A 16,010-nucleotide genomic window follows, 5' to 3' on the forward strand; every position below is an offset into this window, starting at 1 on the left:
GTTTATACCAAAGTTATAGGAGCTTGCTTATTTTTATTTCATCAATTTAATTATTTAATAAACACACAGAAATAATATGTCAACACTTTGTCTTAATCTCAAAAACAATGCTTCCTCAAAATTAATAACGCTTCTTTACGTTGCTGTTTTTGGTTTAACAAGTTTTCAAATAACAGCCCAAAGTATGGTGAATTCTTTACAAGAATTGAAACCATATTTAGCAGCAGATAATGCTAATGTGAAAATGAAACCTGGTGTATATTCTATTACTGTAGACGATGTAGAAAAAGGGCTTTATACTCAGGAAACGAAAATTAAAAACACAAGTAAAGTGCTGTTACTTTTTGAAGGGAATAATAGTAATTACGATTTTACAGGCGTAACCATTAATGTGGACACTAGGGTGATGCAAGCTTATGGGAATAATCAAATTCACGAAATCCAGATTGTAGGAAATAAGAATGTCCTTAAAAACCTAACGCTTGTAGATGTGGGGTCGGTTCATGATGCACCTACACGACGTGCTACTAATATTGTTATGGATGGATCGCATAATAAAATTGAAGGATTTCACGTGACCACCAAGGGTTCTTTTCCTTATGGTTATGGCGATGCTTTTGGAAAAGGCGGTAAATCGGTAATTCCGCATCGCAAACACAGTGCATGTTTAATTAGAGGGGAATCTAATCATCTTAAAGATTCAAAGTTTGTTCATAGAAGTTATGGGCATTGTATTTTTATGCAAGCCGCTAATAATCCAATTATCGAAGGTTGTGAAGTAGAAGGTGAAGTTCGTAAAACCGACGATATGCTTGCCGAAACGTCTGGACCGGCGTTCGATGTTAATTTTATGACGGTTTGGGGATATACGCTTCCAAAAGGGTATATGTTAAGCACAGGAGAAGCAGGGATTCGTGCATACGATGGAGGAGAAACGATTATTGATGGTAAACAATACAGACGCGGGACATCTAACGTTACAGTTTTAAATTGTACCGTTAAATACATGAGAACGGGTGTGACAATTGCACATGCTACAGGGAGAAAATATGTTGAAGGTTGCATAGCTATTGGCTGTGAAAACGGATTCTCGTTAGGTTCGGGGGATTTAGTGAATTGCAAAGCCGATGTGACACACGGACCAGCATATGCATCGACTTACGAGAGAGACAAAGGATATAACGCAGATATTACACTTATTCCATCAAAGCAACCATACTATAACGGCACAGGCGCTGTTGCTTATATTGGCGGAAGTCAGCATAAAATTACACTTCGTGGTTCAAGTGAAGGCGTAAATAATGGCTTAAAAATTAAAGTCGGTGGCGAGAAAAATAACATCAGATTGTTACATGGGAATCTTCCCAATCAAAACGATTTTAAAGGCTTCGATTTCGAAATACATAACCTAACCGAATATCCGGTCTATCTCTCAAATAAAAGTTCTGGAGTTACAGGCGAATCTAAAGGACCAATTACCAATTTAGGAACGGATAACACGTTAAAGTATACTGGGAAATAGACCTTATACCAAACAAAAACTAATCGAAAATAAAGTAGTAAAAAAAATAATAAAGATGAATAAAATACTAACATTCCTTTCTGTTTTATTAATGGTTTTTTCTAGCCAAGCTCAAGTAAAAGGCGATCAGAAAAAGGTTGTAGAAGTAAGTTCGCTAACCGAATTCAGATCCTATTTAAATCAGGATAATGTTCATGTCAAGCTTAAAGCAGGTAATTATCAAGTAGATGATGCTAAAAAAATTAGATTTTTTGAAATCACGGGGAATAACTCTTATTTCGATTTAAAGGGCACACGATTTATGGTAGATTCTAAACTGTTTAGTCGTCCCGATTTAATTAAAAGTACCGATGGAAATAGCATGTATTGTGCTATAGAAATATCAGGAAATCACGTCACGTTAGAAGGATTGTATATCGAAACTTATGGCGATACACCAGGTTTACAAAGTAAAAATAAGATATTCAATATTGTTGGAGAGCACGTGACTTTAAAGGATGTAGAGTTGCGAACGGCAGGTTCTAGTCCTTGGGGTTATGGGTATTTATATGGCCTTGGTGGTGGAGATGTACGCAAAATGAATGGGATTCGTGTGGGATATCCAGCAAAGAATGTAAAATTGTTAGGGTGTAAAGTGCACATGAGAGCTATGGGACATGCTATATTTTTACAAGGATCAGAAAATACATTAATCGAAGGTTGTGAGGTAGATGGTTTGCTCCGTACTACCGATGCGATGCTTAAGGAAACTTCAGGTTACGGTTTTGATAAGAATTTTTATGCCGCTAAAGGAAATTATATAGAAGGTACTAACGTGGCCGAAGATGGTAAAATTTTGCCAGGCGAAATTATTTCTTTAAGTGAAGATGGAATTCGTATGTACCCCGACTATAATGGTCATCCTACCACAAATACGACTGTAAAAAACTGTACAGTAACACAAATGCGTAGAGGGATTTGTACCGGATTAAGTACGTCGGGAGATAAGGTTATCGATTGTGTGGTACGTGATTGTGTAGCAACAGGGTATAATGTGGGGAACGCAGATACCTTAATTAATTGTAGTGCCGATGCGAAATACGGAGAAGCTTTTTGTATTGCGTATACCGATGCTAAAAATGCTAAGGTAGAAATGAATATCCTAGACAGTAGAAACGGGATAGCTAATAATTTGCTAGCTAAAATAAATGGTACGGGGCATCATGTTGTGATTAAAACTGAAGCTCCAGAATTTATTCCAGAAGCGATGGCTATTAAATTATCGGTGTGGGAGGGTTATGGAAATTTCGATGAAAATGCTAAAATGCATGCTACTGATATTACCTTAAACAATCAAACCAATACAGAAGTTATTACGTTTAACGGAACAGAAAACGTTGATATAAAAAGTAAAGGCAAAGTGCGTAAAGCTACGGATTCAGAAAATGAAGTAAATGATAGTAATCGTACAAAACGTTAAAACGAAGATCTCACTGGTAGATAAAACAAATTCATATCGCTCTCTAACTCTTAATTCTTTAGAACATAAAGGTTAGAGTGAGAACATGCTGAATTATTCAGTAGGATACCTAAAATTAAAATAATGAGAATAGATTTTCATAGGATGACCATCCTAAAACATGTGCTAACCTTAGTAATGTTATGGTTTGCAGGGATTGTTAATGCACAGCAATTAAATCAAATAGGAAGTTCTGATTTTTCCGATTGGAAAGGAATTTCTAAAGTGAAGAAAGAGGTTGCTACAGTGCAGTCTGGAGACACCATTTCTTATACGTATTCTAATCAAAATCGAATTTATTTTCCAGGAATTAGTAGGCCTTTTGAAGGTGATGCTGCAGATTGGACAAAGTACAAGGCGCTGACATTCGAGGTGTATTTTAAACAGGAAACTACCGCAAAAATAAGTGCGATTTTTAAAGTGGATTCTTTGGATTATGGCGATTTAAATCCATTAAATAAAGCAGAAATTGAGTTGGTCGGGAAAGGTTGGCATACTGTTTACATGCCTTGGGAGGTTTTCGATGTTGATGCAGGGCAACGTACAGCAACACTTTTTGCAGTCAAACACCTATTAATTTCTGTAGATTCTGAAACAAATAACACCTATCAAATTAAAAACATTCAGTTAACTAAAGGAAAAACAACTTTTTTAGAAGCCGAAATTCAAGGGAAATCAGCTGAAGCTGGGAGCCAAGTGCTCTACGAATTTCAGGTGGGAAACACCACAGATAAAGCACAGGCAGTCGAACTTATTATAGAAACCATAGGTTGGGAGTCTATGAAAGGACATATAGAACCTAGTCAGTTACAATTGGCTCCGGGAGAAATAAAAACCTGTACACTTACAGTCGATTTGCCTTCTCATTTACCTGAGGGTATTCGTGAAGATCAGGTTGTTAAAGCTATTGCTAATGGTAAAGGGGCTAATATTTCAACCCTTACATTTAAAACAGCCGTGCACCTACCATTTCCTAATATAGTATTTACAGCGTCTGGTTGGGATCAAGTACGTGAAAAAGCAAAACAATACGATTGGGCACAAGAAGGATTACAAGATTATATTAAAAAAGCAGAACGATGGGACGTTCCAGACGGCGCCGATTTTTCAAAAGAAACAGAGCGACCATTAGGGCAATCTGTTTTTAGTACAGACGGCCGAGAAATTTATAATTGTGCTATTGCCTATAAGCTTACGGGAAATGAAGATTATGCCGCAAAATGTATAAAATTATTACGCCGACTAATCAATCCTCAAACAGGATATCCAGCAACCTTAGTTGGAGGAGGGAATTCTTTTGTAGGTGAAGGTAAATTTTGGCAGGCAGTAGGTAGAATGTATGATTTAATTAGAACAAGTCCGCAACTTACCGAATTAGATAAAACAAGAACAGAAGAAACATTTAGACTTTTTGTGAATCAAACCTTGAAAGGAAATACCAAAGGTGCGATAAGTAATTGGAATGTTGCCGAAATCACAGCAGCAATGTATTGCGCGTTAAATCTTCAAGATTGGCATCTTATAGACCAGTTATTAAATGGACCAACAGGGATCTATAAACATCTTGAACATGGTATTATGAGTGACGGTTGGTGGTACGAATGTGCTGTGGGATATAATACTTGGGTGGCTACAGAATTTTCTGAAATAGCCCTTGCCTTAGAACCTTGGGGTATAAATTTTAAAGATCGCAAATTTCCTATAGGAACAACCAAGCATTTTTCATTATTGTCAAGTAGACGACAAGGTGGGATTATGGGAATGGAATTTGAAAAATGGGGAAAGATTGAGCGCAATAATGTAAGAATAAAAGACATGTGGGATGCGGCTATTCCGTTTATGGATTTCCGGGGTGTACTCTTGGCAGTAAATGACGCAGTTGAAGATAAACTTGCGGGGAAATCTTACGAATTAGCGTATTATTTATATAGAGATCCAGAATATGCCGCAATTATTAATCGCGATAACAAGCGAGACTTATTGTACGGTGTGCCTAATCTTCCGGAAGTCACTTCAGAACAAATGAGTGTGTCTGCTTATGCAGAAAATATGGGGATTGTACAATTGCGATCTCAAACAAAAGATAGACCGCAAAACGAACAAATTCAAGCGGCACTGCATTATGGCTCACATGGTGGATATCATGGGCATTTCGATCGTACCAACTTGGTGCATATGAGCCGTTACGGGCGTAGCTTTTATGGAACGTTAATGTATTGGTATGGCTACGGGAGTTATTTGTATAAGTTTTGGAAACAATCATCAATAAATAAAAATATGGTTGTGGTCGATCAGAAAATGCAACAACCTGTTGAAAACTCTAGACTCTTATTTCATTCCGGAGACATGATGCAAGCCACTGCTATAGAAACCAATTCCAAGTGGAGTCATCCGCCATATGGAGGTATACCAAATTCGAAGCAAACATTTGCAGAGAAAATGTGGGAAGAAGGACGAACAATAGCATTACCTAAAACTCAACCCGAATTTGGAGAAGTTACAGAATACACAGAGCCTGTTTTACAACGTAGAGCTATGATTGTTTTAGACGATTATATTGTAATGGCAGATTACTTAAAAGGAGAACAAGAACACGAATTCGATTGGATGTTTCAAGCGAAAGGCTTCAAAGGAATAACGGCAGATAAAGCTGAGTTTTCTCATCATACCAATCAAATGAATTCAAATCCAATTGGTAGTGCTCAATTTATAACAGACTGTAATTGGTATGATATTGAAGGTACATCAAGGACTCAATTTGAAATGTGCTGGGGAGAAGGTTGTGATAACGAAGGTGTGCGTTTGCCAAATAGTGTAGATGGTCCATTAAAAATAGATGTGTTTAATGCCTGGCCCAAACAATCTCAAGTGATGATTGGTACATCTACAGAAGGCTTTTACGTCAACAAAAAATTATGGTACACAGCACACGCCGACAATCAAGAAATATTGAACGATAGTACAGGCGCTTGGATTTTAGGAAGTAAGTCTATAAAATTAGATATAACAGGAAAAAGGAAGCTGGAACTGACAACAAAAATACCTGGTAAGATTAGAAACAATACTATTTTTTGGGGCGATGCAAAAGTTGTTCTTAAAGATGGTTCAGAAGTATATCTGTCTGATTTACCTACGAAATATGAGAATGTTTTAATGCCAGATCAAAAAGGTAAAGATTATTACGGCGGACCAATTAAAATTGGAGGAGAACCTATGGCACAGGCAACACCTGGAATGCCAATAAATAATAAAGAATTGGGAAAAATTACTATCGATTTAAGTGGTCTAGACGTAGAAAGATTTGAAGCTAAAATAGGAGGTGATTTTCCATTGGGAGATGAAACGTCACGTTTAAAATCTATGGCGGTACGATCTAAAGGTAAATCGGCAAGATATCTGGCTGTAATCGAACCTTACGAAACACAATCAGTTATAAAATCTGTAGAAGCTAAAAATGAATATGAACTCGTTGTAACTCTAACCGATGGTCGCGTACAACAGGTTACACTTGAAGCTATGGAGCACGATAATGGAAAAATACTAGTGACGGTAAAAGAGTTTAAAAATGATATTTTGCTAAGAAGTGAAACGACTGTTCGTAATAAAGAATAGCATATATGAATTTCTTCAACAAGAGTTATAAAAAAGTCATAAATACTTTAAAAGGGTTTTAAGTTTGGGTCTATGGATTATAGTTTATACCAAAATAACTCTCCTTTTTTTATAATTGTATCACATTTTAATCTTGAAAATAAGACGTTAATTCATTTTGAAATTAAAAATATAACAAGCATGAAAATTAAATTAATAACTATAATCACTTTAATGATTACAAGTTTAGGAGTTTCCCAAAATCCAATTTTCACCAGTGTGTTTACTGCCGATCCATCGCCACATGTTTGGCCGAACGATCCTAATACACTCTGGGTGTATACGTCGCATGACGAGCCAGGTTCCAATAATCATTATGGTATGACGGGCTATCATGCGTTTTCTACCACAGATTTGGTGAATTGGACAGACCACGGGCGAATTTTACATTTAGAAAATGTGGCATGGGCAGAGAGCCATGCTTGGGCTATGGATGCGACTTATTACCGTGGGCAATATTATTTGATTTATTGCATGAAAGAAGCTGGTATCGGACTTTTTAGAACTGGAGTTGCACGTAGTGATACACCCGAAGGTCCTTTTACCGATTTGGGTTATGTTAAAGGTGTAGAGTTTGGTCAAGACCCAGCTATTTTTATAGACGATGATGGTACACCGTATTTGTATTGGGGACACGATAGAAAATGTTTTGCAGCCGAATTAAATAAAGACTTGATGTCTATTAAGCCTGAAACGTATATAGAATTAACACCTCAATTAACTCATGTGTTTGAAGGGCCATGGGTTCATAAAAAAGATGAAAAATATTATCTAACCTATCCAGGTTTAACTCCTAGACGTTGGCCTGAAAAAATGTTTTATGCTGTAGCAGATAAACCTTTAGGACCATATGAATTTAAAGGGGTTTTTATAGATGATTTTGAAGGGCAGAGCGGAACCAATCATGGAGGAACTGTAACCTATAAAGGAAAAGATATCATGTTTTATCACAGTGCATGGTTGTCAGGTGGTTTAAGTGAAACGCGATCTGCAATGGCCGATTATTTAGAGTACGATACACAGGGAAATATATTACCAATAGTGCCAACCAAAACAGGTTTAGGTAATGCCAAGCGTACTAAAACAACACTAAAGTTAGAAGCCGAAAATGGTTTTGCTGCTGGAGGTAAATTGTATAATGTTATAGTCGATACTTGGATTAAAGGGTATAGTGGTAAAGGATATGTTACGAATTTCGACAATCCGTACGATCACGTTTCTATGTTAGCTCAGGTGGCTAAGCCAGCAAAATATCGTTTTAAAGTAAGATATGCTTCGCCCGATGGAGAATCTAATCACGATATTTTAATAAATAGCCATAAATACAGTGCATTTAAGTTTCCGCAATCGGATACATTTCGTGAAATAGATTTTGGTATCGTAGACCTAAAAGCTGGGGATAATCTAATACGTGTGTTTAAAAAGGATTGGAAACCTTCTAAAGGGGAGCTAGCAATTGACTATATAAAATTAGAACAAGTTTTTGAAGACGAAAAATGAATTTTTAGATGACTAAATAGTGATAATGACATGAAAAAAACAATATTAACAGGACTGTTGGCCTTAGTAATCCAACTAGGTTTTTCTCAAGAGAAGGTACACCTTAAAGCGAGTGCTCCAGGTGAAAAATTCGAACATTTTTGGAGTAAAAGCGTTGGTGCTGGCCGAGCAAACGAAGGTTTACGTGCCGGATGGTTGGAGCAATTGGAAATGGTGCAGGAAGATTGCGGATTTGAGTATGTGCGGTTTCATGGGATATTTCACGACGATATGTTTCCGGTGTTTGAAAAGGATGGTAAATACACCTATAACTGGCAATATATAGATGATTTATTTGACAGAATGTTGGATCTTAATGTGAAACCTTTTGTAGAATTGGCCTTTTTTCCAACAGCGCTAGCAGCCGAAAATAGTAAAACTCAATTTTGGTGGAAAGCGAATATTACGCCAGACGATTCTAAATTTGGAGAATGGCATAATTTAGTAAAAGCATTCACCCAACATTGCGTAGACCGTTATGGTATTGATGAAGTGCTAACGTGGTATTTTGAAGTGTGGAACGAACCCAATTTACATTACGGTTTTTTCGATGGCACAAAATCTCAATATTTCGAGTTGTATAAGCAGTCTGTAACAGCGGTAAGAGCTGTCGATAATCGTTTATTAGTCGGAGGCCCATCTAGTAGTAATTTTGTTGCCGATGGACGTTACGATGGAGAAGTAGAAAGCAGAAGTGGCGATCTTATTACGTTTACTGCCGAGAACATCAACGATCTCGAATGGAAAGGCGCATGGATAGAAGATTTCTTAGCGTATTGCGAAAAGGAAAAACTTCCAGTAGACTTTGTATCAACACATCCTTACCCTACAGATTATCCATTTAATCCTACAACAGGAAAAGGGAAAGATTTCTCACGGAATGTGAATTCAACAAAAACAGATATCGAATGGTTAAATAGAGTGATTAAGAAAAGTGCATATCCCAATGCAGAAATTCATTTAACCGAATGGAATACAAGTCCGAATAGTAGAGATGCGATGCACGATTTTTTACCGCCTGCAGCGTATATTGCTAAAGTGAATTTAGATTGTATTGGATTAACCAATTCATTAGCGTTTTGGACATTTACCGATATTTTTGAAGAAAAAGGAGGGGCAGAAAGTATCTTCCATGGCGGTTTCGGAATGATTAATTATCAAGGTTTAGTAAAACCATCATTTCATGCCTACCGAATGTTGCACCAATTAGGAGATGAAGAATTATTTAAAAATGATTATCTGTTCGTAAGTAAAAAATCTACAGATGGTAAGGTTGTGGCGTTGGCCTACAATTATCCAGAAGACCATTACACGGCAGTCCCATCAAGTATTAAAAAAATAGATCAATATGAAAGTGGAAAACCACGTCAATTAGACTTTTCTATTTCAGACCTTAAACCCGGAGCGATGTTTAAAATTGAAGTATTAGATGCAAATAGCGGAAATATTTATAAATACTGGGAAACAATGGGTAAGCCAGAACCACCTACTCGTGAGCAAATTAAGGTTATGAAGCAATATGCCGAAAATTTAAACACAGAATTAGTAACTGCAAATACAAAAGGTGAAGTTAAAATTAAACGTGAATTAAGTCCTTGGAGTTTGGTCTTGATTGAGCAAGTGAATTAATTAGATCAAACTTTACAAAAATACAATGTTTAAAAGAGCTACCTGAAAGGGTAGCTTTTTTTGTAACTAAAATATAATCTATTGTTTTTTAGTGTGTTGTATTTTTAAGGCTTATGCTCTTTAGAAATATCCAATTTATTGTAAGATCAGGTATAGACTTCCTAAAAGGGTTTTAAATTATAGTAAATGAACTATGATTTATATGTAATTAGTTGGCCTTCATGTAGTTTTAATGAACAAATTATAACTAATTAAATAATAAAATCATGAGAAAAATTACGTTTTTATTGACTGCAGTATGCCTATTAACCACAGGTCTGTTTACTAAAATGTATTCGCAAACAGTTGTAGATAACTTATCAGACTTTCGGCAAGCACTGTTAAATAGTGATCAGACTATTGTCTTAGAGGCGGGAGATTACATTATTACAGATTTACCCAGCGAAGACAGAAGCTTTTATATTTCAGGATCTAATAACATTATAGATTTAACTGGAGTATATATTAATTTTCCAGTAGATGCAACAAGTACCGAGCATTTTATAATAACAGGAGATTATAATGAATTTCGTGGGGGAGAATTTGAAAATACATATGCATCCGGTATAACCGAAATTACAGACTTTGTTGCTTACAATGAGGATAGAAGTAATTTAGCTAATGGAGCAGACCAACATATGACTATTTCTGGAACTGGTAATAGCGTGGTAGGATCCAAATTCACTGTTAGAGGCTCTTTCCCATACGGCTATGGAAGTTTATATGGTATTGGAAGTAGTAATACTTTTGGGTTAGATAAAAGAGCTGCTATTTATATAAATGGAATAGATACTGTAATAGATAGTTGCGAAGTACAGATGCAAGCTTTTGGACATGGGATATTTATGCAAAGCCCTTCAGAAAATACACTTATAAAAAACACTTTGGTAGAGGGTGTTGTACGTCATGGTAAAGATATATTGGCAGAAGGTATAGGAAGTTTACCTTATCAAAATAATTATTTGGATAATGAAGGAAATCCAATAGATCCTACAGATGTTCTTTCTTTATGTGAAGACGGTATACGTGCTTACAGTGGTTCAGGAAGTGTTACTGTAGAAAATTGTACGGTTAAAAAAATGCGAGGTGGTGTTCGATTGTACTTAGCATCATCTGCGACAGTAACAAATACCACAGCTATTGATTGTGGTATAGCGAACTGGAACTTGCCAAATGGAGGAAGAGTAATTAATTCATCTGGGAATTTTGCTTATGATGCTTTATCCGATTTTAGATTGAGTAGAAATAACACTAATATAGAATGGACTATCATTCCATCTCCTCATGCTACTGGGCCTCATAATTTAGCAGATATTCTTGGAAATAATCATACCATCACATTTCATAGAACACCTGGTCCTGTAGATGCAGATGAGGAACGTGCTATTGTTATTAGTGGTAGTAATTCTACAATTGCAAATGAAACTGAATACACCATTATATTGGAAGCTTCTGCAACGGGAAATACCATTACTACCTGTGGACGTGTCATAGATAATGGATCTAATAATACCTTAGTAGCATCAACAAATTGTGGTTTTTCGTTAGAATGCTCTAATACTGCCAATAACTTGCAAGCTGAATGTTTTAATAATATGTCCGGTGTGGAAGTTCAAGGTATCTCAGGTATGATGAATGAGAAAGGTATTACAAGTGTTGATGACAATGACTGGATTAGTTTTGAGTCAATTGACTTAACAGGTGTTAGTGCTATAAATGTAACAGCAGCGACTGCTAAAACAAATACTTCTGTAGAAGTGAGATTAGCTAGTGAAGATGGAACTTTGTTAGCGACACTTCCTATTGCAAATACGGGTAGTTATGAATCGTATCAAGATTTTTCGGTTGATTTATTGGATGTTTATAATGGAGTGACCGATGTATTCTTTGTGTTTAAAGGAGATTCAGATGCATTATTAAATGTTGATAAAATGAATTTTCAGTACGATCCTTGTTATGTAGCTTCTTACCAGGCAGTAACACCAAATTACGCAAAAGACTTTTGTGAAGCTTCAGAAGTTAATATAACAACAGATACTAATGAAATGGAAGTTGTATCAGGAATCAATCAAGACGATTATTTAAGGTTTTCTAATATAGACTTTGGAAGTGATTATAATTTAAATGCTGTTAAAGTTTCTGCATCTTCTCAGACTACAGGAGGAACTATAGAATTTAGATTAGGTGGTTTAGATGGTGATTTATTATCAACGGTTAACATCGATGGTAAGGAAGATTGGAATACGTATCAATTGTTTGAGGGCTATCTTTCAAAAGAAGTAAATGGTGTACAAGACTTATATCTTGTGTTTTCTGGAGGTGAAGGTGAACTATTAAATTTAGAAAGCTTTTATTTTTATATTGATGAATGTGCTTCTGCTTCATATAATGCAGAGGATTTTATAATAGCTTCAGACTATTGCGAGGCTTCAGAAGTTCAGAAAGAAGGAGATGTACCCCAAACTGTTGGTTTTATTAATAATGAAGATTATTTAAGATTTTCAAACTTTGATTTTGGAGATACTAATGATTTTGGTGCAATTAAAATTTCGGCGTCTTCAGCTACATCTGGAGGATTTATAGAAGTTAGATTGGGCGGATTAGATGGTAAATTACTGACTTCTGTTCCTATTGAAAATACTGGAAATTGGAGAAGATTTGAATGGTTTGATGGCTATTTTACCGAATCAGTAACAGGTATACACGATTTGTATTTAGTATGCACAGGTGGCGATGGCTATTTATTTAACTTAGCAAGTTTTGAATTTTATAGTGACGTTTTAAGCTTAAACGACTTGGGGTTACAAGAAAGTAATGCTATAAAAATAAGTCCAAATCCAACTCATGGAGATTTAAATGTTAACCTTTCAAACCATATGGGGTCATCTGTAAATTATATGCTTATCTCTATTGATGGAAAACAAATAACATCTGGAGTTTGGAAATCCAGTCATCAGGAAAAAATAGAAATGGATTTAAATCAGCTTCCACACGGATTGTATTTTCTTCAGATAACTACTGAGAGCGGACATTCTACAGTTAAAAAAATAGTAATTACGGGTAAATAATTTACTAATTAGTGAAGGCTTTTAGAATGCAGGCGTTTATTGTAATTTTAGACCATTAAACGAAAGACTATCCATAAAGGATAGTCTTTTTTATTTTCATAAAGCCGTTTTATACAATTATTTGTATTAACTGGTTTAATATTAGTTTTTTATATTCTGTAGATGTTCCGAGTTATTAAATGGGCTTTAAGTTATGGAAATTGATTTATAATTTATACATAATTGTTTGATATTCTTATAGTTTTAAGATTCAAATTATAACTAACTAAATAATAAAATCATGAGAAAAATTACGTTTCTATTGACTACAGTATGCCTTTTAACCACAGGTCTATTTAGTAGTCTTAAAGCACAAGCAGATGCAACAAATTTTCAAAAAGAACTTAGCTGTGCAGAATCTTACCCAGAATTAATCGCAGTGGATTTTAATGGATCAGATGATGGAATACTAAAAACAGAAAATGGTATTTTAGAAAATATAGTAGATGGATCTTATATTATGTTTTCTGATATTGATGTAAGATGCGCCACTGGAATTACCGTGCTTGCTGCGGCACCCAGTGAACGTGGCTATATCGAAATTAGATTAGGATCAATATCTGGGCCACTACTAGGACAAACAGAGGTTATTAATACAGCAGCTTGGGCGCCTATGTCCCATATTAATGCCGATATAGATAGCAGTGAAGTCAACACAGATTCTGAAGATATTTATTTTGTATTTGTAGCTTCTGGAACAAGTAGATATTTATTTAACTTGTATTCTTTCAAGTTTAATAATGGCGATTCAGAACCAACCGATCAAGAAATAACTGTTAGTACATTATCTGAATTACAAAGTGCTGTTTTAGATGATAACCAACATATAATTCTTGATAATGGCGGAGATAACCGTTTTAATTTTGAAGACGACTTACCTGCTGTGTTGAGAAAAATAGAAGTGTCAGGTTCTAATAATACTATCGATTTGAGTAGGGTTTATATGGATGTTCCTGTGGGAAGTGTAAGTTCCACTTATTTCGTAATATCTGGAGATAATAATGTTATTATAGGAGGAGAGATAGAAGATACATATAGAAGTGGTATTACAGAGATTACAGATTTTAGTGCTTATAATCAGGATCGCGAAAATTTAGCTCATGGTTTAGGTGGTGATGCTGTAGTAACTATAACTGGAGAAGGTAACTTGGTAGATGGTTTAAAGTTAACGACTCGTGGCTCTTTTCCATACGGTTATGGAAGTATGTATGGTATTGGTGCAGAAAATGTTTTCGGATTAGATAAACGATGCGGTATACTTATTAATGGTAAAAATAACACACTAGATAATATTGTTCTTCATCAGAGAGCATTTGGACATGGTATTTTTATGCAAGGTGATGCAGATGAAACTGTAATAAAAAATACTCAAGTAGATGGTAGAGTACGTTTAGGTGCAGAGTTGTATAACGAAACAGAACCTTATGATTTGCCTTATTTAACAGATTATAAACAACCTTACAATAGTGATTTACCTATTGACAAAACAGAGATGCATTCCCTTTCTGAAGATGGTATAAGAATGTATAATATACCCGGGAGTGTAACGATTGATAACTGTACAGTAGATCAAATGAGAGGTGGTATTCGTTTGTATTTAGGCGGAAAAGCAACGGTAAACAACGTAACGTCTACAAATTGTGGTAGCTCAAATTATAATTTACCTGCAGATGTTGGTACCATAACAAATTCGTATGGAAATTTCGCTTATGCGCCTTTATCAGATTTTGCTTTAAATAGAGGTGGTTATAATGCAGAATGGACTATAATTCCATCTCCACATGCAACAGGACCTCATAATTTAATGGATGTTAATGGCGGTGGTCATAATCTTGTATTTCATAGAACTCCAGGTCCAATTGATACTGACCTTTCTCGCGCTATAGTAGTAAGTGGTAGTGGCTCTACTATTGTAAATGAAACGGAATATACTATTATTCTTAAATCTACGGCAAGTGGTAATACTATACTTAGTTGTGGTGGAGGAACAATTATAGATGAAGGATCCAATAACACACTTACTTATTTTGACAATTGTGAAGATGTCGTTATTGAGGAAGAAGAATGCACAGTGGTTGATCCTTTTGTAAGAGTTGAGGCAGAAGATTTTTGTGAATCGTACGGCGTTCAGATAGAAACTAATACTGATGGAACAGGTAATATAGGTTACATTAATAATGGAAATTGGATCATGTTTAATGATATAGATTTTGGAAGTGGTGCTTTAAGTGTCTCTGTTGGTATGGCCTCAGATAGAGACGGCGGAAATGTAGAATTTAGATTAGGAAGCGAAACAGGTACTTTAATAGGGACAGCTACGGTTGGTAATACTTCAGGGTGGCAAACTTATGAAGACGTTTCGGTAAACCTTACTGGGGCTACTGGAGTGCAAGACCTTTATTTGGTATTTACCGGTGAAGGATCAAGTAGTCTATTTAATCTTGACTATTTTCAATTCTACACAACCTTAGGTATACATGATGTTTTAGAATCTGAAATTAAAATGTTTCCAAATCCGGTTAAAAATGAACTTCATATTATTAAGGCTACGGGAGCTCAGGTTGATGTTTATGACAGTTTAGGAAAATTAATTTTGTCACAAGATATTTTAAGCGACGAAACTATTATTAATACAAGTAATTTACATTCAGGAATCTACTTTGTTCGTTTCCAAAAAAATAGTGGTGTATTATTTAAAAAGATAATTAAAAAGTAATTTTCATGATACATTATGAAAAGCTACCTGAAAGGGTAGCTTTTTTTGTTGTAAATATTTGAATGGTTTGAAATTGAATAGTTTACGTTTTCTCCATTTTAATCTTTTCAAAAGAAGAATTTCAGCATAAATGGGTGATATGTTAGGTTCTAAGAATTATAATTTACATCAATTTGAAGTGTTTATTGTTAAAATTGTATGTTAATCAAAATTTAATGTATGATAAAATAAGAATTACTTAAAAACTTGTGTTTGCTCCAAAAAGGAGTTAAGACCATTTTAACCACAATTATTAACCATAATTAATCA

Annotated in this window: 7 protein-coding genes; all 7 read left to right on the forward strand. The window is 35.2% G+C overall.

Translation table 11 applies throughout. The features are described 5' to 3' along the window. The first annotated feature begins 76 nt into the window (after positions 1-76). The 7 genes from AC0UBM_RS14320 (at position 77) to AC0UBM_RS14350 (ending at position 15,701) form a co-directional block, all read left to right on the forward strand. Positions 77-1,522, forward strand: a complete 1,446-nt coding sequence (locus AC0UBM_RS14320) for a hypothetical protein (protein ID WP_475689062.1) — start codon at positions 77-79, stop codon at positions 1,520-1,522. A gap of 55 nt (positions 1,523-1,577) precedes the next feature. Next, positions 1,578-2,981, forward strand: coding sequence for a hypothetical protein (locus tag AC0UBM_RS14325; RefSeq protein WP_475689063.1), 1,404 nt, complete (start codon positions 1,578-1,580; stop codon positions 2,979-2,981). Positions 2,982-3,104: 123 nt separating this feature from the next. Then, positions 3,105-6,632 carry a hypothetical protein gene (locus AC0UBM_RS14330; RefSeq protein ID WP_475689064.1) on the forward strand — a complete coding sequence of 1,176 codons (3,528 nt, stop codon included), beginning with the start codon at positions 3,105-3,107 and terminating at the stop codon, positions 6,630-6,632. A 180-nt stretch (positions 6,633-6,812) separates the two neighbouring features. Next, complete coding sequence (locus tag AC0UBM_RS14335; RefSeq protein WP_475689065.1) at positions 6,813-8,171, forward strand: family 43 glycosylhydrolase; 1,359 nt, start codon at positions 6,813-6,815, stop codon at positions 8,169-8,171. Between the two features lie 30 nt (positions 8,172-8,201). After that, positions 8,202-9,839, forward strand: a complete 1,638-nt coding sequence (locus AC0UBM_RS14340; RefSeq protein ID WP_475689066.1) for a GH39 family glycosyl hydrolase — start codon at positions 8,202-8,204, stop codon at positions 9,837-9,839. Positions 9,840-10,105: 266 nt separating this feature from the next. Beyond that, on the forward strand, positions 10,106-12,946 hold the full coding sequence (locus AC0UBM_RS14345) for a carbohydrate-binding protein (RefSeq protein ID WP_475689067.1): 2,841 nt from the start codon (positions 10,106-10,108) through the stop codon (positions 12,944-12,946). A gap of 280 nt (positions 12,947-13,226) precedes the next feature. Next, entirely contained in the window at positions 13,227-15,701 is a 2,475-nt protein-coding gene (locus AC0UBM_RS14350) for a carbohydrate-binding protein (RefSeq protein ID WP_475689068.1), read from the forward strand. Positions 15,702-16,010: the final 309 nt, after the last annotated feature.

The organism is Formosa sp. F44, assembly GCF_056238645.1.